The sequence below is a fragment of the Pseudomonas sp. COR18 genome (assembly GCF_048568395.1).
Lineage (GTDB): Bacteria > Pseudomonadota > Gammaproteobacteria > Pseudomonadales > Pseudomonadaceae > Aquipseudomonas > Aquipseudomonas fuscovaginae_B.
In genome coordinates, this window is record NZ_CP183808.1 from 3,550,001 (window position 1) to 3,574,733 (window position 24,733).

A 24,733-nucleotide genomic window follows, 5' to 3' on the forward strand; every position below is an offset into this window, starting at 1 on the left:
CTTTTGTATAATGGGTCAGCGACTTATATTCAGTGGCGAGCTTAACCGAATAGGGGAGGCGTAGCGAAAGCGAGTCTTAATAGGGCGTTTAGTCGCTGGGTATAGACCCGAAACCGGGCGATCTATCCATGGGCAGGTTGAAGGTTAGGTAACACTGACTGGAGGACCGAACCGACTACCGTTGAAAAGTTAGCGGATGACCTGTGGATCGGAGTGAAAGGCTAATCAAGCTCGGAGATAGCTGGTTCTCCTCGAAAGCTATTTAGGTAGCGCCTCACGTATCACTCCAGGGGGTAGAGCACTGTTTCGGCTAGGGGGTCATCCCGACTTACCAAACCGATGCAAACTCCGAATACCTGGAAGTGCCGAGCGTGGGAGACACACGGCGGGTGCTAACGTCCGTCGTGAAAAGGGAAACAACCCAGACCGTCAGCTAAGGTCCCAAAGTCATGGTTAAGTGGGAAACGATGTGGGAAGGCTTAGACAGCTAGGAGGTTGGCTTAGAAGCAGCCATCCTTTAAAGAAAGCGTAATAGCTCACTAGTCGAGTCGGCCTGCGCGGAAGATGTAACGGGGCTCAAACCATGCACCGAAGCTACGGGTGTCACGCAAGTGACGCGGTAGAGGAGCGTTCTGTAAGCCTGTGAAGGTGAGTTGAGAAGCTTGCTGGAGGTATCAGAAGTGCGAATGCTGACATGAGTAACGACAATGGGTGTGAAAAACACCCACGCCGAAAGACCAAGGTTTCCTGCGCAACGTTAATCGACGCAGGGTTAGTCGGTCCCTAAGGCGAGGCTGAAAAGCGTAGTCGATGGAAAACAGGTTAATATTCCTGTACTTCTGGTTATTGCGATGGAGGGACGGAGAAGGCTAGGCCAGCTTGGCGTTGGTTGTCCAAGTTTAAGGTGGTAGGCTGAGATCTTAGGTAAATCCGGGATCTTAAGGCCGAGAGCTGATGACGAGTGTCCTTTAGGACGCGAAGTGGTTGATGCCATGCTTCCAAGAAAAGCTTCTAAGCTTCAGATAACCAGGAACCGTACCCCAAACCGACACAGGTGGTTAGGTAGAGAATACCAAGGCGCTTGAGAGAACTCGGGTGAAGGAACTAGGCAAAATGGCACCGTAACTTCGGGAGAAGGTGCGCCGGTGAGGGTGAAGGACTTGCTCCGTAAGCCCATGCCGGTCGAAGATACCAGGCCGCTGCGACTGTTTATTAAAAACACAGCACTCTGCAAACACGAAAGTGGACGTATAGGGTGTGACGCCTGCCCGGTGCCGGAAGGTTAATTGATGGGGTTAGCGAAAGCGAAGCTCTTGATCGAAGCCCCGGTAAACGGCGGCCGTAACTATAACGGTCCTAAGGTAGCGAAATTCCTTGTCGGGTAAGTTCCGACCTGCACGAATGGCGTAACGATGGCGGCGCTGTCTCCACCCGAGACTCAGTGAAATTGAAATCGCTGTGAAGATGCAGTGTATCCGCGGCTAGACGGAAAGACCCCGTGAACCTTTACTATAGCTTTGCACTGGACTTTGAATTTGCTTGTGTAGGATAGGTGGGAGGCTTTGAAGCGTGAACGCCAGTTTGCGTGGAGCCATTCTTGAAATACCACCCTGGCAACTTTGAGGTTCTAACTCAGGTCCGTTATCCGGATCGAGGACAGTGTATGGTGGGTAGTTTGACTGGGGCGGTCTCCTCCTAAAGAGTAACGGAGGAGTACGAAGGTGCGCTCAGACCGGTCGGAAATCGGTCGCAGAGTATAAAGGCAAAAGCGCGCTTGACTGCGAGACAGACACGTCGAGCAGGTACGAAAGTAGGTCTTAGTGATCCGGTGGTTCTGTATGGAAGGGCCATCGCTCAACGGATAAAAGGTACTCCGGGGATAACAGGCTGATACCGCCCAAGAGTTCATATCGACGGCGGTGTTTGGCACCTCGATGTCGGCTCATCACATCCTGGGGCTGAAGCCGGTCCCAAGGGTATGGCTGTTCGCCATTTAAAGTGGTACGCGAGCTGGGTTTAGAACGTCGTGAGACAGTTCGGTCCCTATCTGCCGTGGACGTTTGAGATTTGAGAGGGGCTGCTCCTAGTACGAGAGGACCGGAGTGGACGAACCTCTGGTGTTCCGGTTGTCACGCCAGTGGCATTGCCGGGTAGCTATGTTCGGAAAAGATAACCGCTGAAAGCATCTAAGCGGGAAACTTGCCTCAAGATGAGATCTCACTGGAACCTTGAGTTCCCTGAAGGGCCGTCGAAGACTACGACGTTGATAGGTGGGGTGTGTAAGCGCTGTGAGGCGTTGAGCTAACCCATACTAATTGCCCGTGAGGCTTGACCATATAACACCCAAGCAATTTGCGTCGAATGAGCAGATTGCGGTGTATGAAGACGAAGTGAACCGAAAGTTTGCCACGCACAAAGCACCAAAGACTGTCACGTACCCGATTCGCTGGAGCGTTGCCCAGGCAACGAGCTGGCTACCGAATTTCTTGACGACCATAGAGCATTGGAACCACCTGATCCCATCCCGAACTCAGAAGTGAAACGATGCATCGCCGATGGTAGTGTGGGGTTTCCCCATGTGAGAGTAGGTCATCGTCAAGATTAAATTCCAAAACCCCTATCTGCGCAGGCAGGTAGGGGTTTTGTCTTTTCTGGGCTCCGACGCGGCGCACCCCGACAAATTTGCACAGTTATTTTCGAGCCAGCCCACTAGAATAGGCTCAATTTCCTACAGAGTCAGAGCCTCTATCTATGCCGGATCCGGTTGACACCCCTCAGGTGTCGGAACTGCCCCTGGACGAGCTGGTGGCTTGCCACGAGTGCGATCTGCTGATGCGCAAGCCCCAGCTCGGCCTGGGTGAAAAGGCCCAGTGTCCACGCTGTGGCTACGAACTCTATGCCCACCGCCACAATGTCGTCGAACGCAGCCTGGCGCTGGTGATCGCGGCCCTGCTGCTGTACGTCCCGGCGAACTTTTTGCCCATCATGCAACTCAATCTTCTGGGGCGTACTTCCGACGACACGGTGTGGAGCGGCGTCCTGGGCCTGCACCACACCGGCATGACCGGCATCGCCGTCGTGGTGTTCCTGTGCAGCATGGGCATCCCCCTGCTCAAGCTGTTGTGCCAGCTGGCGGTGCTGCTGAGCATCCGCTGGGATATCGGCCGCAGCTATGGCCTGCTGCTCTATCGCATTTACCATCACCTGCGTGATTGGGGCATGCTCGAGGTCTACCTGATGGGCGTGCTGGTCGCCATCGTCAAGTTGGCGGACCTCGCGGAGTTGAGCCTGGGTCTTGGCCTGGCCTGTTTTGTCGGTCTGTTGTTGCTGCAGATCCTGTTGGAGGTGGTGATGTCTCCCCATCAGATCTGGCAGGCGTTGTCGGGAGAGGATGAACATGCGGGCGATTGATGCAGGTATCCTGATCTGCACGGAATGCCATGAGCTGAACCGGCACGAGCCGGATACCGACGGGCAGCTTTGCACCCGCTGCGGTGCCCAGGTGCATCCGCGCCGTCCCAACAGCCTGATGCGCACCTGGGCCCTGCTGCTGACCTCGGCGATTCTCTATATCCCGGCCAACATGCTGCCGATCATGACCGTCAGCTCCCTGGGCAAGGGCGACCCGGACACCATCATGTCCGGCGTCATCACCCTGGTGCAACATGGCATGTTTCCGATTGCCGCCGTGGTTTTTGTCGCCAGTATTCTGGTACCCACGTTCAAACTGGTGGGCATCGGCCTGCTACTGTTCTCGGTACAGCGTCACCAGCCGCTGTCGGCCCGGCAGCGAATCATCATGTACCGTTTCATCGAATTCATTGGCCGCTGGTCAATGTTGGATATTTTCGTGATCGCCATCCTGGTGGCGATCGTCAACTTCGGCAGAATCGCCAGCGTCGAGGCCAACCTCGGCGCGGTGGCCTTCGCCAGTGTGGTGATATTGACGATGCTTGCTGCAATAACCTTTGACCCCCGACTGATTTGGGACAACACGGAGTCGGACGACGACAATGAGTGATCTGCCAAAAGCCAAAACCCGCCCGGCATCGAACTGGTCGGCCATCTGGGTTCTGCCACTGATCGCCCTGATCATCGGCGGCTGGCTCGGCTGGCGGGCCTACAACCAGACCGGTATCGAGATCCAGGTACGTTTCGAGAGCGGCCAGGGCATCCAGGCCAACAAGACCGAAGTCGTCTACAAGGGCATGCCGATCGGCAAGGTCAAGGCCTTGACCCTGGACACCGAAGGCTCTACCAAGGGGGTGAACGTCACCATCGAGATGAACAAGGACGTCGAGTCGTCCCTGCGCACCAACACCCGCTTCTGGCTGGTCAAGCCGAATGTCTCCCTGGCTGGTATCACCGGCCTGGAAACCCTGGTCTCGGGCAACTACATTGCCGTCAGCCCGGGCGATGGCGAACCGGCGCGCAAGTTCAAGGCACTGTCCGAGGAGCCGCCGCTCTCGGACCTCAAGCCCGGCCTGCATATCACCATCAAGGCTGACCGACTGGGTTCGCTCAATCGCGGCAGCCCGGTGTTCTACAAGCAGATCCAGGTCGGCCAGATCAAGAGCTATGCACTGTCGCCGGACCAGAACATGGTTGAGCTGAAGGTTTTCATCGAGCCGGCCTATGCCAGCCTGGTGCGCAAGCACACGCGTTTCTGGAACGCCAGCGGCATCAGTATCGACGCCAACCTGTCGGGGGTGAAGTTGCGCAGCGAGTCCCTGGCCAGCATCGTCGCCGGTGGCATCGCCTTCGCCACGCCGGAAAACCGCAAGGACAGCCCGCCCACCGACCCGAGCCTGCCGTTCCGCCTCTACGAGGACTTCGATGCGGCCCAGGCGGGGATCCGGGTGAAGGTGAAGCTCAGCGATTTCGAAGGCTTGCAGGCCGGCCGTACGCCGGTGATGTACAAGGGTATCCAGGTCGGCAGCCTGAAGACCCTGAAGATCGATCCCGACCTGACCAGCGCCAATGCCGAACTGACCCTCGACCCCCTCGCCGAGGATTACCTGGTGGAGGGCACGCAGTTCTGGGTGGTCAAGCCGTCGATTTCCCTGGCCGGGATCACCGGCCTGGAAGCGCTGGTCAAGGGTAACTACATCGCTGTGCGGCCTGGCGACAAGGGCGGCCGTCCCCAGCGCGAGTTCGAGGCACGGGCCAAGGCGCCACCGCTCGACCTGCGTTCACCCGGCCTGCACCTGGTGCTGTTCACCGACAACCTCGGTTCGCTGGAAGTCGGCAGCCCGATTCTCTACAAGCAGGTCAAGGTCGGTTCGGTGCAGAGCTACCAGTTCTCCCGCGACCGCAAGCAGGTGGTGATCGGCGTCCATATCGAGAAAGAGTACGAGGGCCTGGTCAACGCCTCGACCCGCTTCTGGAACGTCAGCGGCATCACCCTGACCGGCGGCCTCACCGGCGGCATCCAGGTCAAGAGCGAGTCGTTGCAGACCCTGATCGCCGGCGGTATCGCCTTCGAGACCCTGCGCGAGAAGGCTCCGCTGAAACGGCGTATTCCACGTTTCCGTCTGTTCCCCAACCACGAGGCGGCCGAGCAGCAGGGTACCCTGATCACCATCCGGGTCGACCGTGCCGACGGCTTGCGCCCTGGTACGCCGATCCGTTTCAAGGGACTGGATGTCGGCAAGATCGAAAGCGCCGACCTCAGCGATGACCTGCAGTCGGTACTGCTGTCGGCACGCATTACCGAGGTGCCGGAGAAGATCGCCCGGGTCGGCAGCCAGTTCTGGGTGGTCAAGCCGGAGCTGGGCCTGATCAAGACCGCCAACCTGGAAACCCTGGTCACCGGCCAGTACATCGAGGTGCAGCCGGCGACGAAGAAGCAGGGTGCACAGACGAGCTTCGTCGCACTCAAGCAGCCGCCGGATGTACAGGTGGCCGAGGCCGGCCTGAGCCTGACCCTGAGTGCCCCGCGCCGTGGTTCGCTGAAGGAGGGTGTTCCGGTGACCTATCGCGAGGTGGCGGTGGGCAAGGTCACCGGCTACGAACTGGGCGCGACTGGCGACCGGGTACTGATCCATATCCTGATCGAGCCGCGTTATGCGCCGCTGGTGCGCACTGGCAGCCGCTTCTGGAACAGCAGCGGGTTCGGTTTCGATGTCAGCCTGTTCAAGGGCGCGACGGTGCGTACCGAGTCGCTGGAGACCCTGATCCAGGGCGGTATCGCCTTCGCCACGCCGGATGGCGAACGGATGGGCGCGGCGGCACGGCCGCAGCAGACCTTCGCGTTGTTCGACAAGTCAGAGGATGAATGGCTGACCTGGGCGCCGAAGATCCCGCTGGGCAAGTAGCCACGAATCCGGGACAAACAAGAACGCCGCGATCCAATGATCGCGGCGTTCTTGTTTACAGCCCGTGGAATCAGGCCTCGTCCAGCTCCGGCTCCGCAGCCTCGCTGTTGAGCGTGGCCCGAACCTGGTCCAGGCGACGAATGTACTTCCAGTCCGCTTCGTCGATATAGATCCCGTTCGGGCCGCTGCCGCCTTCCAGGTCGATGGCCACATGGGCCGAGACCTGCGGCTTCACGCTCGCCAGGATCGGCACGAAGCCCAGTTGCAGGCTGGTCTCCAGCAGCGCCGCCTGGTTGCGCTCGTCGATGTCCGCCGCCTCGTCGAGGTAGTACGGCAGGCGCACGCGACCGGCCAGGTCACGGTCCATCAGGTGCAGCAACAGGTACATATTGGTCAGCGCCTTGATGGTCATGGTGGTGCCGTTGGACGCCGCGCCATCGATGTCGGTGTGGATCACCGGCTGGCCATGGACCTTGGTGATTTCGAACGCCAGTTCGAACAGGTCCTTCAGGCCCAGCTGGTTGTGGTTGGCCGCCACCAGCCGCGCCAGGTATTCCTTGGCCTCTTCGTTCTTGTTGTCCTGCTCGGCGCTCTGGGTCAGGTCGAACACCGACAGCGTCTCGCCTTCCTCGTACTGGCCGGCGCTGTGGATGATCTGGTCGATGTGCTTGAGCGCTTCCTTGTTCGGCGCCAGAACGATGCGGAAACTCTGCAGGTTGGACACCTGGCGCTTGTTGATCTCGCGGTTGAACAGCGCCAGTTGGTGCTCGAGGCTGTCGTAGTCGCTGCGGATGTTGCGCAGGGTCCGGGCGATGTCGGTGACCGCGGCGCGACGGGCCTTGCCCAGGGTCAGGGCTTCGTCGGTGCGATGGTCATAGGCGTTGATCAGCAGTTGCAGGCGGCGCTCGACGTCGTCTTCGCTGTCGAACTTGGCCACGCCCTTGAGGCGGACCTGGGCATACAGCGCCTCGATCTGCCCATCGACCCGCTGCAGGCCCTGCCAGCTGTCCTGGTAGTCGTTGAGCAACGGCAGCAGGTTGTCCATGGAGTCATCGACCGGCTCCATGAACGGCGTACCGAACGGCAGGTCCGCCGGCAGCAACTGCCGACGACGCAGGGCATCGTCGAGGGTGCGTTGCTTGGCTTCCATGTCGCCGATCTGCCGGCCGACCAGTTGCAGCTTGGCCGACAGTTGCTGGACGCGTTCGGTGAAGGCATCGCTGGAACGCTTGAGTTCGTCCTGGGCGGCTTCCATCTGCGCCAGTTGTTCCAGCTTCTCGGGCTCTTCGGCGGACAATGTCTCGGCCCGGCGGAAGTCTTCCAGCGCCTTCTGCGCATCCAGCACCTGCTGGTACAGCGCTTCGGTCTGCGACTTGCTCGCTGCCCGGTCGGCGGCCACGGCCTGCTGGGTCTTGAGCTGCTTGAGTTCCTTTTCCAGGCGCTCCTTCTGGTCACGCAGGGCCGCGCGGTCGGCCAGGGCCTGCAAGGCCGGCGGTTCGATGTGCGACAGGTCGATGGCAAGGCCGGGAGCGACGAAGCGTTCACCCTTGAAGCCGTCGAGGATCAGTTCCAGCGACTTGACCCACTCGCCCTCGTCATCCAGGGCGATGCCATGTTCACCCAGCGGCAGGCTGAACAGCGAACTGTTGAACAGGCGCATCAGGCGCTCGACGTCCTGCTGCGAGAACTCTTCGCGCAGGCGGGCATAGCTGTTGTTGTCGGCGTGATCGAGTTGCTGCTTGACCGACTTGAGGCGTTTTTCCAGATCGCGCAGGCGCTCTTCCAGATCCTCGGCACTGAACTGCCGGGACTGGGCCAGGGCGCCGGCGAGTTCGTCGTGGGCATCCTTGGCGGCCAGCAGTTGCTGTTCCAGTACCTTGACGTCGTCGACCAGGGCGAAGCGATGCTTGAGCACCGACAACTCGCCGAGCCAGCGCTGGATACCGCTGATCTCCCGCTCCAGGCGCATCAGTTCCTGGGTACTGCCGCGCTGGTCGTTCTGCAGGGCGTCCTGTTCCCGGCGGTAGTGCTCGGACTGGATCACCAGTTCTTCCTTGCGCGCTGTGGCGTAGTCCGACCAGGTGCCCAGCAGCGAGTCCAGCAGCGGCGAGATGCGGTGCAGCTTGCCGCGCAGCACGTCGCGCTGGCGTACCCCGGCGGCCAGCGCCTCCACCAGCGGACCGGCGGCGACCAGCGAGTTGTAGTCCTGCTCCATGCGCCGCACATCGCGGAACGCTTCCTCGCAGGCGGCGATATAGTCGACGCTGCCGGAACGCAGGCTGTGCTCGAAGGCATCGAGGAACAGTTGCTTGAGCTTGGCCGCGGTGATCTCGCGCATGTGCAGCAGGTTGATGAACAGCGCGCGGAAGGTCTTCAGGCTCTGCTCGCTGGTGGAGCGCAGCGGGATCAGGGTCAGGTCCAGCGGGATCGAGGTGTGCCCGCCGACCAGCAGCCGCCGCAGCTCATCGGGCTTGAGCTCATAGGCCTTCAGGCCGTTGCGCTCAAGGTTGTTGAACAGCTCCTTCTGGCGCAGGCAGGTGTCGTCCTTCTGGTAGTGCGCCAGGTCCAGTTGTCCGGCATAGGCGAAGAACTGGTGGCCGAAACCGCCGCCCGGGCCGCGCCCGACCACGCCGATCACATGCGGGCCGTGGGGCAGCGAAACTTCCACGAGGATGTAGCTGGTGTCGCTGGCGAAGTAGAAGCGGCGCGACTGCTCCAGGCTGTACTTGCCGAAACTCATGTCCGACATGCGCGCCAGGATCGGGAACTGCAGGGCGTTGATCGACGCCGACTTGCCGAGGTTGTTCGCCCCGTACACCGACAGCGGGTTTTCCAGCGGGAACAGCCCGAGGCTGTAGCCGGCGGTGTTCAACAGGGCGAAGCGGCGAATGCCGTAGCGTTCCTGGCTCATGCATCCATCTCCTGCTGCTCGTCGGCGATGGCCCGGGCCAGCGCGTCTTCTTCACTTTCTTCCTGGCCTTCGTCGAATTCGCTGAGGTCCAGCGGGTCGTCGGTCTCCAGGAGTTTTTCGTCGCTGTCCTCGTCGACGATCACCGGCGTCGGCAACGGCAGCACGCTGTGCAGGCTGGCCGCCATGTCGCGGTCCTGCTGGACCGACAGGCAGACATCGAGGAAGCGGTGCATCGGCGGCAGGAAGCGGAACAGGCCAGGTTCCTCCAGGGCAAAGCCGAGTTGCGTCATGCGGCGCATGATCTTCTCTTCCAGCTCGTCCTGGCTGGTGACTTCAGCCTGGACGAACAGGTCGCGGTACTTCTCCAGCAGCGACGGCAGTTCATCGCGGCCGAGGCTGCCGCCGTCGAGCACGGCGATCGGGTCGCGGCCCTGGTCGGCCAGGTGCTCGACCAGGATGAAGGTGAACAGCGCCAGGCGCTGGGCGGTCTTGTTCACCTGCGCCGTGGCATTGTCCGGGACGAAGTAGTAGAAGCCGCGGGTATCGCAGACCAGTTCGAAGCCGAGCGCCTTGAACAGCGTGCGGTACTGGTCCTGGCAGTTCGACAGTTGGGCGTACAGCTCCGGATCGCGGCGGCTGATGTGATAACCCTTGAACAGCTCGCGAAAGATCGGCGCCAGCTGGGACAGTTCGGAAAGATCAAGATGCATGAGGTGTGCTCGCGGAATTCTCGGCGCTGTCTTCGACACGCGAGAGCAGGGCGAAGGAGCGCAGGCTGACCAGGTGCTCCTGTGTGTAGTAGTCGCGGCGTTCGAGACGCTCGCGCTGGAAACGTTTCTCCCGCGACAGGCGCGAGAACCAGTAGAGCAATTCGTCGGTGGCGCCGTCCGGCTCCTGTTCCAGCAGCCAGCTCATCAGGTCCGGCATCGGCAGGGCGTCGGTGCAGCGTTCGAGCATTTCCTTGACCGTGCGCGGGGCTCGTGGCGAATCGCCGCCGCGGGTTGCCTTGTGCGCCTTGGGGAAGCGCGACGGCTTGGCCTCGAAGCGGGCCAGCGCATAGACATAGGCTTCGACCTGGCCGGAACTGCCGAGGAAGGTGCTCTGCGGTCGGGTGAACATCGGCATCGCCGCCTGCGGCACGGCGTCGAGGCCCTTGCGGCGGATCACCGACAGTGCCAGCGCCGCGCCACGGGTCACGGCGTTGTGCCGGCGGGCTTCTTCACGCAGTGGCAGCAGCAGTTCGCGGGCATGACGCAGGGTCAGCTGGGCGCTGGTCTGCATTTCCAGGATGCGCGCGTGGGTGCGCAGCAGCATGTCGTCATCGACCAGGTGACCCAGGCGCTGCTGCTCGCCGAGCATGCGCAGCAGGACGTTCTCGACCTTGCGCACGCCCTGTTCGAAGGCACCGTCGGCGTTCACCAGCTGGATCATCGGCTCGACGTATTCGTCCCAGGTCGCCAGGACCTCGGCATAGCGCTGGCGCAGCGGGATCTGCCGGTCGCTGGTCTTGGCCCGTTCGGCCACGGCGACCAGGGCCTGTTCGTCGTTGGCGAGTTTTTTCAGCACGTCGCGCACGCGCATGTCGAGCAGGCGCAACTGGCGCGCCAGGTCGTTGCCATCGCGGATCTCGAAGGCATCCTGGATGTAGCCGGCCAGGCGTTCGAGGTGACGCAGGTAGGCTTCGATCTCCAGGCACAGGCCCAGGCGATGCTCGCGGCGCAGGTAGGCCAGGAAATCATGGATCTGCGCGTTCAGCTCGAAGCGGTTCGGGCTTTTCGCCACCGGCACCAGGATGTCGAGGCGGATCCACACGTCCAGCAGGCTGGTGATGTCCTGGGGCGTGCTTTCCAGTTGCTGGGCGGCCAACTGCTGACGCAGCTCGCCAAGGCTCATGGTGCCTTGGTCGAAGTGTTCGCACAGAGGCTCCAGGAGTGCCCAGTGTTCGGCGAGGGCGCGCAGGACGCGCTTGGGTTCGATCATGGGAATGGCCGACTGATTGGCAAATTAAAAGGGGAGATTGTACTGCATGAAACGGCTTGTTGACCCGCGGGCGATCAGAGGTACGCGGTTATTGCGATCAACTGCGGGCGATCTTGGCCGAAGGGCGGTAGAATCAGCGCCCTGAACTTATCCACAGATGGCCGCCCCTTGTTGATCGAGTCCCGCCGCCGCGCCTATCTGACCGCCATGCAGGTGGTCCACTGGCTGCCCCGCACCGAACTGCCGTTCGCCGCGCCGTCGCGCCCGGAACTGTTTGTCGAGCCCGAACCGCTGGTCGAGATACCGGCCGAAATCACCGCGCCGGCCCCTGAAGTGCGCAAGGTCGCGGAACCGTCGGCCAGGCCCGCCGAGCGGCCGAAAATCGAAGTGCCGCGGCCGTCCGCGAGTGCCCGTGCCGAAAGCAAGCCAAAGGTCGAGACAGAGGAAACTCCCGCACCGGTCAAGGCGCCCGTGGTGCCGCCGCCGCGTTTCTCCCTGCAATTGCTGCGGGCCGGGCGTTGCCTGCTGCTGGTCGAGCTGGTGACCGGCCAGCCGTTCCAGAGCCGCGATCCGTCCTACCTGCTGCTCAAGGACATGTTGCGTGCCGCCGGCCTGCCGGATGCGCCGCAGATCATCGGCGAGCCGGTACGTTGGCCGCTGCTGGCCCGCGGCAACCTGGACCAGGGCCCGGACGCGGCCCGCGAGTTCGTCCAGGGCTTTGTCCAGGCACGGCTGGAAGAGGCCGAGTGCGCCTGTCTGTGGCTGATCGGCCTGCCGGCGGTGCGTTTCGCCGGTGAGGTCGATGCCCAATCCTACAACCGCGAGCTGCAGGTCGAAGGCCTGGGCTCGGCCTGGGCGCTGCCTGGCCTGGAATTACTGATGGACGAGCCGCAGCGCAAGGCGGATGTCTGGCAAGCCATGCGTCGGCTGATGGCGCGTTGGAAACACAACGATGAGTGATGCGGTAAGTTTTCGCCTGGCCACCGAGGCGGACCTGGATGCAATCCTGAAGATCGAATACGCGGCGTTCAGCCATCCCTGGACCCGCGGCATCTTCACCGATGCCCTGAAGTCCTACCAGGTGTGGCTGATGTTCGAGGGCAACCAGCAGGTGGGACATGGGGTGATCCAGGTGATCATCGATGAGGCGCACCTGTTGAACATCACCGTCAAGCCGGAAAACCAAGGACGTGGCCTTGGCCTGCGGCTGCTCGAAGAGCTGATGAAACGGGCCTACGACCTCGGCGCCCGCGAGTGTTTCCTGGAGGTTCGCGACAGCAACCAGACCGCGTACCGGCTGTACGAGCGCTATGGTTTCAACGAGGTCGGCCGTCGTCGTGACTACTACCCGGCGGTCGGTGGGCGCGAGGATGCGCTGGTGATGGCCGCGACGCTGGTCGACTGATCCGGCCCGATTCGAGAGCGCTGCAAACGACGGCGTGACCCCGAGCGCGGGTCGGTTGTCAGAGAACAGTGCATCAATCTCGAGGCTTTACAGCATGAACGAACTACAAGACCTGATTGATAACAACGAGCGCTGGGCCGCTGCGATCAAGGAAGAGGACCCGGAGTTCTTCGCCAAGCTGGCACGCCAACAGACGCCGGAGTTCCTCTGGATCGGCTGTTCCGACGCCCGTGTACCGGCCAACGAGATCGTCGGCATGTTGCCGGGTGATCTGTTCGTCCACCGCAACGTGGCCAACGTGGTGCTGCACACCGACCTCAACTGCCTGTCGGTGATCCAGTACGCGGTGGACGTGCTCAAGGTCAAGCATATCCTGGTCACCGGCCACTACGGTTGCGGCGGCGTGCGTGCGTCGATGCAGGACCGCCAGTTCGGCCTGATCGATGGCTGGCTGCGCTCCATTCGCGATCTCTACTACGAGAACCGCGAAGCGCTGGCGAAGCTGCCGACCGAGGAAGAACAGGTCGACCGCCTGTGCGAGTTGAACGTGATCCAGCAGGTGGCCAACGTCGCCCACACCAGCATCGTCCAGAACGCCTGGCATCGCGGGCAGAGCCTGTCGGTGCATGGCTGCATCTACGGGATCAAGGATGGTCGCTGGAAGAGCCTGGACACTACCATCAGCGGCTTCGAGCAACTGCCACCGCAGTATCGCCTGCGGCCGGTCGGCGCGCCCTGAGTCAAGGCTGCCGGGTTCCGGCAGGAGAGAAAGACGGGGGAGCCGGCAAGCTGGCTCCCCCCGTCTGCTTTTCAGGGTCAGATATGGGGTGCTTCGGTGGTCGGTTTCGGCGCCGGCTCACGCAGTTGCTTGAGCTGGGTCTTGACTGAAGTCGTGGTGCATTTCTTCTGCGCATCGGCCTTGCTCAGGTTGCGCACCGAGACATAGAACAGCTCACAGGTCTGTTCCTTGTTGGTCACCTGCCAGTTCTGCGTGCAACTGGTGAGCAGGGTCTTCGGATCGCTACCCGGCTTCTGCCCCATGCCCGCCTGCCAGCAGGCCGCGCTCAGGTCCTGGCCCATCACTTTCAGGCCGGCCGCATCGGCCTTGGCCTGGTCGCCGTTGTAGTTCGACGGATCGGCCGCATACCAGATATAGCTCGGATGGTTGGAGCCCAGCACCGGTACCTTTACCCCAGTCGTCGGGCTGATCTCGGCCAGGCCGAGCACCGCCACCGTGGCGCCATACTGCTGCTTGATCCAGTTACGCACCGGCGCCCCGAACGCCACCATCGGCAGGGCCGTGCCCTTGGCGGTCACGCTGACTTGCTTGACCATGGTGGTCTGGTAATCGGTGAAGTAGCCGTACACGCCTTCCAGGGTGCTGCCGGCGCTGGCGGGTGCGGCGATCGGGGCGATGTCGATGATGGTCTGGTAACCCGGCGTCTGCTCCTTGGGAATGCCGTTGTCAGTCAGCAGTTCGGCCCAGCGGTCGGTGGTTTTCGACTCCAGGTAGTCCTGGGCCTGGGTCAGCGAGTAATCCGGCGGGAAGTGCAGCAGTTCGACGCTCTTGCGGTTGTCCAGGGCCATGCCCAGCGGCAGGAACAGGTACCAGCTGTATTCCCACTTGCCGTCGGCATTGAGTTTCGACGCCCCCTTGTAGGCCAGGTCGCCAGCGTCCAGCAGGGCCGCCAGCGGCTTTTCGTAGCCATCCGGAACACCGCTGAAGTGGGCGTAGAGCTGGCCGTTGTCGGTTTTCACCGTCACCTTGGCACTGCTGTAGCCGTCGCGTTGCACGCTCTGGTTCAGGTAGTGCTCGGCGGTCTGTTCCAGTGTCCAGTTGCGGTAGCAGATCACGTTGCAGTTGTTGGGGTAGGCGAACAGTTGGGTGACCCGTTCGGTGCTGCCCAGTTTCAGGTCGGCGTCGGCGTGGGCAGTGGCCATGCCCAGGGTCATGGCGGCGAGGGTGAACGTCAGTCCTGCGAGTTTCGACATGCTCATATCCTTTTCAGCGTAGGGCCCCCGTGTGGGGGAAGTACATAAAGGTACAGCCGGAACAGCGTGGAGCGGTTTTTCAGAAATCTTTTCTGATAATTTGCGGTGGCCAGGGACTAGTGCGACTTGGAGCTGGTCAACGGAAAACCGGGAAAGAAGTGCACGCAAAGGCTGCTGACGACCAGCATCAGTGCGGCGAAACACCACTGCCGCGTGCTCCACTGGGTCCAGTAGCAGACTGTCTGCCAGGGGCTGCGCCAGAACGAGCCCGCAGGCTCGATGGGCTTGCGCTGGCTGTCGGTCAGGCCGACCAGGCCAATGCCCAGCACCGAGACCATTCCCAGCAGCCCCAGGGCCGCCCAGAACACGCCGGTGATGATCAGTTGCAGCACACCGTGGCGGATCAGCAGGACACGACCGTTGGCAGAAAGACGCTTGGGCAGCAGGTGTTCAGTCAGCCAGACGTCGAGGGGGGAGAGGTTCCAGGCCAGCACCACCCACCAACTGGCCACGGTCCGCCCCAGCAGCGCCAGTGCGCCGGCGATGATCAGCGAGCCGAACACGGCACCCTCCATGGTTTGGCCCTTGCCCAGATGCCCGGCCATGCCCGGAACCAGTGCCAGCAGGTAGGCCAGCGTCAGCAGCAGCCCGAACAGAATCCAGCCATGGTCCGGCACGTTGCGGGGCAGGTACTTGTGCCAGAAGAATACATCCGGTTCGGGCAGGCGCTCGATCAATCGCGGGTGGCGGTGGGTCAGTTGTTCGCTCAGTTGCTGGCAGGCCTGCCAGTCGGCACCGGAGAACTTGCGGATCTTGCGGAATTTCTGCCAGCGACTGCCCGAACCGAGCAGCAGGTGCGCTGCCATGTGTTCCGACGACGGTGAAGGTTGCACCTGGGCGCGGGCCAGCAGGTTCTGATAGAAGCCTTCTTCATGGCAGCGGCCCAGCAGCGCCTGCCACAGCCACTCGGGCTCCGGCGTCACCCCGGTGCGCTCGTCCCAGCCGAACAACTGGCAGACCCGCTCGAACAACGGCAGGCTCCACTGGTTTTCGTGAAGCATCTGCAGCAGCAGGTGTTGCCATTGCAGGCGACGGTCGAAGATTCTCAGCCAGGGCTGCCCGCTGTAGTGCTGCAACTGGTTGATGAACTCGCGTTCCTGGCCGGCCTCCAGCTGTGCCTGGAGTTCCTGCCGGTACCCTTGCAGCAGGTCGGCGGACAAGGTCTGCTCCTGCTCCGGCGCCATCCGTACGGTCTGCCAGGGCGTCAGCCATTCCCGTTGCTGCACGGCCCAACCGAGAATGGCGCCGCGCAGGCCCGGCTGCTCGAAGCACAGGCGCAGCAACGCCTGCTCGAAGGCGCTGGCGCAGTCCTGCTGGACAGCCTGTTCCCAGCGTTCGGGCAGATGTTCGGGGCTCAGGCCGGACATCAGCGCCTGGGCCCGGTCCTCGGCCTGCTGCGCTGCGGATGGCCCGTTCGGCGGCTGCAGTGGCGGCAGCCTTGACCCGTCCGGCTGTTCGGGCGCCTCGACGACCACTGCGGGCTCGGGAGGACGTCTTTCGACCACGACCTCGTCGTCATCGCGCCAGCGGGCAATGTCCAGAGCCTCTTCATAGGCTTCGCGCAGGCGCTGGAAGGCCTCGGCATCCTCGTCCGGGCGGGTGACCTTCAGCAGTCGCGCATAGCTGCGCTTGATACTGCGCTCATCGGCGTCTTCGGTCAGTTGCAGGATCGACCAACAGTCCATGTCGCAACTCCCTTAGTGCCAGATGCCGTTGTCGAGCCTGCTCAACTGTTCGGTCAGTTCACTGCGTGCCTCGCGAATCCGCCGTTCGTCCTGGCTGTCCAGCACCTGCTGGAACTGGCCGGCCAGGTAGCCGATGCGCTCGCGCAGCTCGCCCAGGCTTTCCTGGTAGAGACGCTCCAGGCGGGCGGTCAGCACGGTATTGACCTGCTGGTCGCGTGGGTGGATCTTGAGCTGGCTCAAGGCCTGCAGGCGTTGCCGGATTTCCTCTGGAGTGAGCACGCCAGGGTTGTTCTCGATCACCAGCGAGTGCTGTTCACCGGTCAGCGGCACGGTGACCTGGGCTTCGAGCAGGCCGTTGTTGTCGTAGGTGAAGCGCACATCCAGCTCGACCTCGCCGGCCTTGCGCTTGGGCACCGGCATTTCCAGTTCGCCGAGGAAGACGTTGTCGCGCACCAGGCGGCTTTCGCCCTGGTAGATCTTCAGTTTCACCACTTCCTGGTTGTCGTGCAGGGTGTACACGTTCTTGACCCGGCTGACCGGGACAATGCTGTTGCGCTCGATGATCGGCAGGTAGTGCCCGCTTTCGATCTGCTGGCCGTACTGCTGGGAGGTCTCGATACCCAGGGTGTAGGAGCAGACATCGGTCAGCACCACTTCCTCGAGGGCCGCCGAGCGGGCCTTGAGCGCGGCCTGGACGGCCGCACCGTGGGCCACCACCTCATCGGGGTTGAGGCTGATGGACGGGAAGCGGCCGAACAGCCCGGCCGCCAGCTTGCGCACCAGCGGCATGCGGGTGGTGCCGCCGACCAGGAGGATCTCGTCGAGATCGCTGACGCGAATCCGCGCATCGCGCAGGGCGCGTTCGATCGGGCCGCGCAGGCGTTCCAGCAGCGGCGCGTAGAGATCGGCCAACTGCTGCTGGGTGAAGGTCTGGTTCCACTGGCGGCCATCGACCCGCAGGGTGAATTCGGCGCTCGGTTCCTGGCCGAGGGCCTTGCGTACCCGCTCGGCCTCACGGCGCAGGGGCTGGATCACGCTGGCCTGGTCCGGGAAGTCCGGTGCGTTGCGCTGGCTGTCGACAAAGCATTCGAGCAGCGCGGCATCGAAATCCTCGCCGCCGAGGAAGTTGTCGCCGGCGCTGGCGCGAACTTCCATCACGCCATCGAACAGTTCGAGGATCGACACGTCGAAGGTGCCGCCGCCGAGGTCGAAGACCAGGAACGAGGTTTCCTTGTCGCGCTGGTGCAGCCCGTAGGCGAGGGCCGCCGCAGTGGGCTCGTTGATCAGTTTGTCGACCTTGAGCCCGGCCAGTTCACCGGCGATTCGCGTGGCCTTGCGCTGGGCATCGCTGAAGTAGGCCGGGACGCTGATCACCGCTTCGTGCACGGTTTCGCCGTAGGCGCGTTCGACGTCTTCCTTGAGGCTCTTGAGCACCAGTGCGGAAAGCTCTTCGGGGCGGAACAGGCGATCGCCCAGGCGCACTTCCTGGGCACTGCCCATGTGGCGCTTGAACAGCGCGGTGGTGCTGCGCGGGTGGGTGTGCAGACGCTCCTTGGCGGCTTGGCCAACGAGGATCCGGCCTTCGTCGTCGAGTCCGACCACGCTCGGCGTGAGGAACTGGCCGAGTGCATTGGGCACCAACTCGCTGGCCTCACCGCGCCAGACGGCGACAAGACTGTTGGTGGTTCCCAGGTCGATCCCTACGATCATTGCGCTGAACTCCCTTTGCGATCTGCAAAAAACTGAAACAGAAATAATCCGCTCAGGATATTACCTGAGGATGGAGGGGGTAAAGAGGGTGGTAGCACTTGGCTATTATTGGTTTGGGGAGGGGGAAGTCCTGGTGGGCTTTGAGGGTCCTGTTCGCGGATGAACCGGGGCGCCGGCGGTCCGGCGCTCCGGTTTATGCGCGAACGGGGCCCCGAATCAGGCGGTAAAGCGCAGGGCGTTGGTCAGGTCGCCCATCGGCTTCTGCCCGCGGGCGGTCATCGCTTCATCGCGCTCCCTGATGCCGTCGAGTTTCTCCAGCTGGAACACGCGAGTGATCAGGCGCAGGATCGACGCGGTGTCGTACACCGTGTGGTCCACCGTGCCCTTGCGCGCGAAGGGCGAGACCACCAACGCCGGAATCCGCGTGCCCGGGCCCCAGCGGTCGCCCTTGGGCGGTGCCACGTGGTCCCACCAGCCGCCGTTCTCGTCGACCGTGACCACCACCACCATGTTCTGCCACTGCGGGCTTTCGCGCAGTACCTTCAGGGCCCGCACGATATGCCGGTCGCCGGCGGCCACGTCGGCGTAGCCGGCGTGCATGTTGAGGTTGCCCTGGGGCTTGTAGAAGGTCACAGCCGGCAGTTTGCCGGCTGCGGCGTCGGCGAGGAACCTGTTGGTGGCGGTCTCGTCGCCCAGCCCGCCATCACGCAGGCGCTTGGCTCGTTCTGCAGGATTTTCCGGGCCCTGGCGGGTGAAGTAGTTGAACGGCTGGTGGTGATACTGGAAGTTCGGGATCTTCGGAATGCCGCCCGAGTCCTTGAACTGCTCCAGGGTCACCTGCCAGGCACCGGCATACCAGGCCCAGTCGATGTTCTTCTTCGACAGCTTGTCGCCGATGTGCTCGTGGGTCTGCGGCACCAGCACGGTCGGCAGGTCCGGCTTGGCGTAGTCCGGACGCTCGGGGTCGCGGATCCAGGTCGGCCAGTACGGCGGCGCCATGGTGTTCACCGCGTAGCCGTCGGGGGTCAGCGCGCTCGGGCCGAACTGCGGCGGGCCGCTCATGGCGCTGGCCGGGGATTTCTCCAGCGGCATCAGGCGCGGGTCGGTCGGATCATCGCTTTGCACCTTGGCGATCTGCGACTTGGCCACCGAGTTGGCGGCATCCGGGTAGAACGGCACCTTGGCGCTGATCAGGTACTGGTGGTTGAGGAATGAGCCGCCGAAGGCGCCCTGGAAGAAGTTGTCGCAGAGCACGAACTCCTTCGCCACGTCCCACAGACGCAGGGAGTAGCGGGTCTGGGCGTAGTAGCCCATGGTCAGGCCGCCAGAGTCGGCCCAGGCGACGAAACGGTCGTTCTTGCCGCCGTTGATCTGCATCTGGTTCTGGTAGAACACGTGCCACAGGTCGCGGGTGACCAGGCCCAGGGGCAGGTCTTCGCCGTTCGGGCCCTTGAGGGCGTAGGGGGCGTTGGGCAGGTTTTCCTGGAACTGGGTGTCCACCGGGTAAGTCACGCCGTCGAGGCTTTGCGGGCCGACCTGGAGCACGCCGCCCCAGGTCGGAGGCAGGGTCTGCAGCAGGCTGCCATCGCGGTCGTATTGCTGGTAGTCGGCCGGCTTGAGCGAAGACAGCGGTTTCTCCACGCCCGGGAAGTCGCCGAACAGGTTGTTGAAGCTGCGGTTCTCGGCGTAGATCACCACCACGGTCTTGACCTGTTCCTGCAACGCCTTGTCCAGCGCGGCACCGGACAGCTCCTTGACCTCGGGCTGCTTGCCCGGCTCGCCTGGCGAGCCACAGGCACTCAGGGTCGCGCCAGCCCCCAGCACGGCGACACCACCGAGAAAACGGCGGCGGCTGGTATTGGTCGGGGTGTCGGCATCGGCGGCCGGCGACTGCTCGGGGGCTTTCTCGTCACTCATCCTGGGTTCCTGCTGGCTGGGTTAGACGTAACAAAATATTTCGCATCGCACGCTAGCAACGCAATATGACAGAACGGCGACGACCGCTCTGCGTCGGGCCATGCAGTATGCCTGTTGGGGACGGGGAGGAAAGTGCTGGCGTTAGGCCGACGAACGCTGGCCTGGCTGGCGCGTGTCTTGGCCAGCCAGGCTGAATGCCCCGCTACGGCATCACCGGCCCGCTATAGGCCAGGGTCGTCCCCAGCGCCCACAGCAGCACCAGCACCAGCGGCGCATGCACCAGCAACTGCACGAAGGAGAAACCGATCAGGTCGCGCGCCTTCAGGCCCAGCACGCCGAGCAGCGGCAGCATGTAGAACGGGTTGATCAGGTTCGGCAGGGCCTCGGCCGCGTTGTAGATCTGTACCGCCCAGCCCAGGTGGTACTTGAGTTCGTTGGCGACCTGCATCACGTACGGCGCCTCGATGATCCACTTGCCGCCACCGGACGGAATGAAGAAGCCCAGCACCGCCGAGTACACGCCCATCAGCAGCGCATAGGTGTCATGGGAGGCGATCCGGGTGAAGAAGGTCGAGATGTGATGCGCCAGGGTCTGGGCATCGCTGCCCTTGACCGTGGTCATCAGCGCCGCGATCGAGCCGTACAGCGGGAACTGGATCAGCACCCCGGTGGTGGTCGGTACGGCCCGCGATACCGCGTCGAGGAAACTGCGCGGGCGCCAGTGCAGCAGGGCGCCCACCATCAGGAACAGGAAGTTGTAGGTGTTCAGCCCGGAGATGGCGCTGATCGCCGGCTTGCTCGAGAACTCGTGGAACAGCCAACCGGCGGCCAGCAGGGCCAACAGCAGGGTCAGCAGCGGGCTGTGTTCCAGCCATTCGCCAGGCCGGGTGCGCGGGCTCAGCGGTGGCAGGTTGAAGCTCGGGTCGACGCCGCAGGCCCTGGCATCGCGAGCCGTGTTGGGTCCGGGCGCGGTGGCGTAGGCCACCACCAGCGAGACCACGATCAGCGCCAGCAGCAGTGCCCCGGATTGCCAGAGGAAAATGGTCTGGGTGAAGGGAATGACCCCGGTGATCGACAGGATCGACGGCGGCAGGCTGGCCGGATTGGCCTGCAACTGTGCGGCGGACGACGACAGGCCCAGTGCCCACACCGCGCCAAGACCGAGGTAGGCGGCGGCCCCGGCGGCGCGGTAGTCCATGTGCAGGTCGGTACGTCGGGCCAGGGCCCGCACCAGCAGGCCTCCGAACACCAGCGACAGGCCCCAGTTGAGCAGTGACGCGACCATCGAAATCAGCGCCACCCAGGCCACGGCCGAGCGGCCGTTGCCGGGAATGCGTGCCAGGCGGTCGATCAGCTTCACTGCGGGCGGTGAGCTGGCGACCACATAACCGCCAATGACCACGAAGGCCATCTGCATGGTGAAGGGAATCAGGCTCCAGAAGCCATCGCCGAACGCCATGGCGGCATCGGTCGGTTTGGCGCCCATGGCCAGGGTACCCAGGGCGACGACGATCACCGCCAGTGCGGCGAACACCCAGGAGTCGGGAAACCAGCGCTCGGCCCAGTTCGAGCAGCGCAGGGCAAAGCGGGCATAGCGGCTTTCATCAATGTCGGCAGCCACGGAAGTACCTCGGTTTTCTTATGATTGTAGGGAGGACAGCCGCCCCGATGGAGGCGACCGGAACCGCTCAAGAATGCGGTATTCACCGCTCGCTGCAAAGGGCTGGCGAATGAGTACGGACGGGTACTGATTGTCGAAAAATGGAACCGGCTACGCATATTTCTGCTAAAAAGTGACCCGATGACAGGTTTGAGGTTGTGGTCGCCGCCGAGTGCACTAACCTTTGCCCCTTGCCGGCCGAGTGCTGATTCGGCTCACTTGTCTGTTTCCGTTACAGGTTGGCCCGCCCCTGCGGCTGTCCCCGAATACGCTATTCCGAGTTCTTTATGACCGTTGATGCCTATCCACGAAACCGCCGTTTCTCCCGGTCCGACTACAAGACCCTGGGCCTCGCTGCATTGGGCGGTGCGCTGGAAATCTACGATTTCATCATCTTCGTGTTTTTTGCCCTGACTCTCAGCCAGTTGTTCTTCCCGCCGGAAATGCCCGAATGGCTGCGGCTGCTGCAGAGCTTCGGGATTTTCGTCACCGGTTACCTGGCGCGGCCGCTGGGCGGCATCCTGATGGCGCATTTCGCCGATCGGCTGGGGCGCAAGCGGGTGTTCAGCCTGAGCATCCTGATGATGGCCTTGCCCTGCCTGCTGATCGGGGTGATGCCGACCTACGCCCAGATCGGCTACTGGGCGCCGCTGCTGCTGTTGCTGCTGCGGGTGCTGCAGGGCGCGGCAGTGGGGGCGAGGTGCCCAGTGCCTGGGTGTTCGTGGCCGAGCATGCACCGCCCGCGCATCGGGGGTATGCCCTGGGTGTGCTGCAGGCCGGGTTGACCTTTGGGTACCTGCTGGGCGCGCTGACGGCGACCTTGCTGGCGCGGGTCTACAGCCCGGCGGAGATTCTCGATTTCGCCTGGCGCTTGCCGTTCCTGCTCGGTGGGGTGTTCGGCGTAATCGGGGTCTGGCTGCGCCGCTGGCTCAGTGAAACCCCGGTGTTCATGGCCTTGCAGGCCCAGCGCGAAGCGGGCGGCGAGTTGCCGCTGCGCACGGTGCTGCGCGAGCACCGGCGCTCGATCGTGCCGGCGATGCTGCTGACCTGCGTGCTGACTTCAGCGGTGGTGGTGCTGGTGGTGATCACCCCGACCGTCATGCAGAAGACTTTCGGCATGAGTGCCAGTCATACCTTTGCCCTGAGCAGCCTGGGTATCGTGTTCCTGAATATCGGCTGTGTACTGGCCGGCCTGCTCGCCGACCGCATCGGCGCCTGGCGCGCCGTGTCGTTCTACAGTCTGTTGCTGCCGGTGGGTATCGGCCTGCTGTATGCCTGTCTGATCCAGGGGGAGCCTGGATCAACCTGGCCTATGCCGTGGCCGGGCTGGCCTGTGGCGTGGTCGGCGCGGTGCCGTCGGTGATGGTCGGGCTGTTCCCCAGTCGCATCCGCGTGTCCGGTATCTCGTTCACCTACAATATTGCCTACGCTCTCTGGGCCAGTACCACGCCGCTGCTGCTGATCGGCCTGATGCCCTGGAGCCCGTGGGTCTGCGTGGGCTACTGCCTGGTCATGGGGGCGGTCGGGTTGCTCACGGCCTTGTATTTCGGCGGTCGGATCGCAATGAGTGTCGATTCGCGGCCTTGTATCGGGCACTGACCGGCAATGGAGGGGCATCCGCCGGAAAGCGGCTTTTCGAGGAGATAAAGGTTCTGACATTCTGAACAGGACAATGCACGGAGTGGCGGCGTCGGTTCAGGCATTTTCCCGCAAGAGGCATTTCGAAATGGATTTTCGTGTACTTCTGGCCGTGGGCATCACCTTCGGCATTTCCCTGGCAGCCCCGCTGGCGGGATCCGCCGACGGGCCGTTGCCCCGCAACGCGTCGTCCGGGGCCAGCGCCTCACCTGTCCCGGCCTGGCCGGCTTGTCCGCAAACGCCAGTGCCGCATGGCGTCGGTTACCCTGTCCGAACGGACTTCATCCAGCATTCCTCGTCCCTGACGAGAGCGGTGTTTCGTTCGGCTCTCCATCGGCGGCAGGCCGAAGGCGCGCGATTGAGCGGCCATCTCGATGAGCTGCCACTCAAGGAGCATTTGCCGGTGTGGGTGTTCTGAGCCGACTCAGCGGGTCTGCGTGACTTTTTTCAGGAAGCGCGGTTGATCCGGATTGCGCCCGCGCAACTCGGCCAGTTTCGCCGCCATCAGGTAGAAACCCTGGATCATGGTGAATGGCTCCAGCAGCGGATGGGCAGTGGCAACGCTGGGCAACTCTGCGCCGGGTGTGCCGTTGGGTGCGACCACCATGACCTGGGCCCCACGCAGGCGCATATCGTCGGCGAAGGCCAGGGTGCCGGCCTGCTCCGGTCCGGAGGGTGCGAATATCAGCACCGGATAACCGGCCTCGATGATTTCCATCGGTCCGTGGCGCACTTCGGCGCTGGAAAAGGCTTCGGCCTGGATACCCGAGGTTTCCTTGAGTTTCAGCGCGGCCTCCTGGGCGATCGGCAGCGCCGGGCCGCGGCCGATGACGATCATCTTATCGGCATGCCGCAGCACCTTCAGGGCCAGTGTCCATTCCTCGTTTGCCGCCTCGGCCAGGGCCCCGGGCAGGCTTTGCAGGGCTTCTTGCAACGCGCTGTCGTGGCCTCGCCGGGCGCCCAGGGCCGCGACGGTCTGCACGCCGGCCATCAGCATCGCCACGTAGCTCTTGGTCGCCGCCACGCTCTGCTCCAGCCCGGCCGGCAACAGCACCTCGGCATCACTGGCGGCGGCCAGCGGCGAGTCGGCGGTGTTGACGAAGGCCGCGACGCTGGCGCCCAGGCGCTTGAGATAGTCGACGCTGGCGATCAGGTCCGGGCTCCTGCCCGATTGGGACAGCGCCGCCACCCAGCATTTCTTCAGGCGCAGCGGTGGTTGTTGCAGGCCGACCAGCGACAGCGGGATCGACAGCCAGGGAATTCCCAACTGGCTCATCATGGCGTAGCCGAAGAAGGCGGCGGCGTGATCGGAGCTGCCGCGGGCGACACTGATGACCAGCTCCGGCAGGTCGCTGGCCAGTTGCTCCGCCAGTGAATGGATCGCGCGGTTCTCATCGAGCATGTGTTGCACGACGGCGGGGATCGACAGGGTTTCCTGGTGCATCAGCGACATGACAG

Annotated in this window: 16 protein-coding genes, 2 rRNA genes and 1 pseudogene (1 of these 19 only partly in view); 10 read left to right on the top strand and 9 right to left on the bottom strand. The window is 63.2% G+C overall.

Annotated elements, in window-relative coordinates; all coding sequences use genetic code 11:
• From ACM62G_RS16380 to ACM62G_RS16400, 5 genes are all read left to right on the top strand, one after another.
• Window positions 1-2,336: ribosomal RNA gene (locus tag ACM62G_RS16380) — 23S ribosomal RNA — on the top strand; it begins 555 nt to the left of the window's first position.
• A 149-nt stretch (window positions 2,337-2,485) separates the two neighbouring features.
• Window positions 2,486-2,601 (top strand): 5S ribosomal RNA (gene rrf, locus ACM62G_RS16385).
• Between the two features lie 150 nt (window positions 2,602-2,751).
• On the top strand, window positions 2,752-3,411 hold the full coding sequence (locus tag ACM62G_RS16390) for a paraquat-inducible protein A (protein WP_054063335.1): 660 nt from the start codon (window positions 2,752-2,754) through the stop codon (window positions 3,409-3,411).
• Window positions 3,398-4,021, top strand: a complete 624-nt coding sequence (locus tag ACM62G_RS16395; protein WP_054059590.1) for a paraquat-inducible protein A — start codon at window positions 3,398-3,400, stop codon at window positions 4,019-4,021. Before ACM62G_RS16390 ends, ACM62G_RS16395 begins: the two co-directional genes overlap by 14 nt.
• The gene (locus ACM62G_RS16400) at window positions 4,014-6,317 is read left to right on the top strand and encodes an MlaD family protein (protein ID WP_419735172.1); all 2,304 of its coding nucleotides are present in this window, start codon (window positions 4,014-4,016) and stop codon (window positions 6,315-6,317) included. Before ACM62G_RS16395 ends, ACM62G_RS16400 begins: the two co-directional genes overlap by 8 nt.
• Window positions 6,318-6,387: 70 nt before the next feature.
• Here ACM62G_RS16400 and mksF read toward each other — a convergent pair whose 3' ends face one another.
• From mksF to mksB, 3 genes are read right to left on the bottom strand one after another with little or no spacing between them, the layout of a single operon-like run.
• Window positions 6,388-9,228, bottom strand: a complete 2,841-nt coding sequence (mksF, locus tag ACM62G_RS16405) for an Mks condensin complex protein MksF (RefSeq protein WP_054063336.1) — start codon at window positions 9,226-9,228, stop codon at window positions 6,388-6,390.
• Entirely contained in the window at window positions 9,225-9,938 is a 714-nt protein-coding gene (mksE, locus tag ACM62G_RS16410) for an Mks condensin complex protein MksE (RefSeq protein WP_273826341.1), read from the bottom strand. The genes mksF and mksE overlap by 4 nt, the downstream gene beginning before the upstream one ends.
• Entirely contained in the window at window positions 9,928-11,208 is a 1,281-nt protein-coding gene (gene mksB, locus ACM62G_RS16415) for an Mks condensin complex protein MksB (protein ID WP_054059586.1), read from the bottom strand. The genes mksE and mksB overlap by 11 nt, the downstream gene beginning before the upstream one ends.
• A gap of 168 nt (window positions 11,209-11,376) precedes the next feature.
• Here mksB and ACM62G_RS16420 point away from each other — a divergent pair, with 168 nt between their 5' ends.
• The 3 genes from ACM62G_RS16420 (at window position 11,377) to can (ending at window position 13,352) form a co-directional block, all read left to right on the top strand.
• Window positions 11,377-12,168, top strand: coding sequence for a hypothetical protein (locus tag ACM62G_RS16420; RefSeq protein ID WP_054063338.1), 792 nt, complete (start codon window positions 11,377-11,379; stop codon window positions 12,166-12,168).
• Window positions 12,161-12,613 carry a ribosomal protein S18-alanine N-acetyltransferase gene (rimI, locus tag ACM62G_RS16425; protein ID WP_054059584.1) on the top strand — a complete coding sequence of 151 codons (453 nt, stop codon included), beginning with the start codon at window positions 12,161-12,163 and terminating at the stop codon, window positions 12,611-12,613. Before ACM62G_RS16420 ends, rimI begins: the two co-directional genes overlap by 8 nt.
• 94 nt (window positions 12,614-12,707) lie before the next feature.
• Complete coding sequence (gene can / locus ACM62G_RS16430) at window positions 12,708-13,352, top strand: carbonate dehydratase (protein WP_054059583.1); 645 nt, start codon at window positions 12,708-12,710, stop codon at window positions 13,350-13,352.
• A gap of 77 nt (window positions 13,353-13,429) precedes the next feature.
• Here can and ACM62G_RS16435 read toward each other — a convergent pair whose 3' ends face one another.
• The 5 genes from ACM62G_RS16435 to ACM62G_RS16455 all read right to left on the bottom strand — a co-directional run bounded on the left by ACM62G_RS16435 (window position 13,430) and on the right by ACM62G_RS16455 (window position 21,598).
• Window positions 13,430-14,605 carry a hypothetical protein gene (locus ACM62G_RS16435; protein ID WP_273826339.1) on the bottom strand — a complete coding sequence of 392 codons (1,176 nt, stop codon included), beginning with the start codon at window positions 14,603-14,605 and terminating at the stop codon, window positions 13,430-13,432.
• A gap of 116 nt (window positions 14,606-14,721) precedes the next feature.
• On the bottom strand, window positions 14,722-16,350 hold the full coding sequence (locus ACM62G_RS16440) for a J domain-containing protein (RefSeq protein WP_419735173.1): 1,629 nt from the start codon (window positions 16,348-16,350) through the stop codon (window positions 14,722-14,724).
• Window positions 16,351-16,362: 12 nt separating this feature from the next.
• The gene (locus ACM62G_RS16445; RefSeq protein ID WP_419735174.1) at window positions 16,363-18,060 is read right to left on the bottom strand and encodes a molecular chaperone HscC; all 1,698 of its coding nucleotides are present in this window, start codon (window positions 18,058-18,060) and stop codon (window positions 16,363-16,365) included.
• Between the two features lie 216 nt (window positions 18,061-18,276).
• Window positions 18,277-19,977, bottom strand: a complete 1,701-nt coding sequence (acpA, locus tag ACM62G_RS16450) for an acid phosphatase (protein ID WP_054059579.1) — start codon at window positions 19,975-19,977, stop codon at window positions 18,277-18,279.
• Between the two features lie 202 nt (window positions 19,978-20,179).
• The gene (locus ACM62G_RS16455) at window positions 20,180-21,598 is read right to left on the bottom strand and encodes a short-chain fatty acid transporter (RefSeq protein WP_273826335.1); all 1,419 of its coding nucleotides are present in this window, start codon (window positions 21,596-21,598) and stop codon (window positions 20,180-20,182) included.
• 326 nt (window positions 21,599-21,924) lie between these two features.
• On the opposite strand from ACM62G_RS16455, the pseudogene ACM62G_RS16460 reads away from it, so the two are divergent.
• Both ACM62G_RS16460 and ACM62G_RS16465 read left to right on the top strand, forming a co-directional pair.
• Window positions 21,925-23,236, top strand: a pseudogene (locus ACM62G_RS16460) (MFS transporter).
• A 127-nt stretch (window positions 23,237-23,363) separates the two neighbouring features.
• On the top strand, window positions 23,364-23,693 hold the full coding sequence (locus ACM62G_RS16465) for a hypothetical protein (protein ID WP_419735175.1): 330 nt from the start codon (window positions 23,364-23,366) through the stop codon (window positions 23,691-23,693).
• A 6-nt stretch (window positions 23,694-23,699) separates the two neighbouring features.
• Here the strand turns inward: ACM62G_RS16465 and ACM62G_RS16470 are convergent, their stop codons facing one another.
• Window positions 23,700-24,728, bottom strand: coding sequence for an SIS domain-containing protein (locus ACM62G_RS16470; RefSeq protein WP_419735176.1), 1,029 nt, complete (start codon window positions 24,726-24,728; stop codon window positions 23,700-23,702).
• Window positions 24,729-24,733 lie beyond the last annotated feature (5 nt).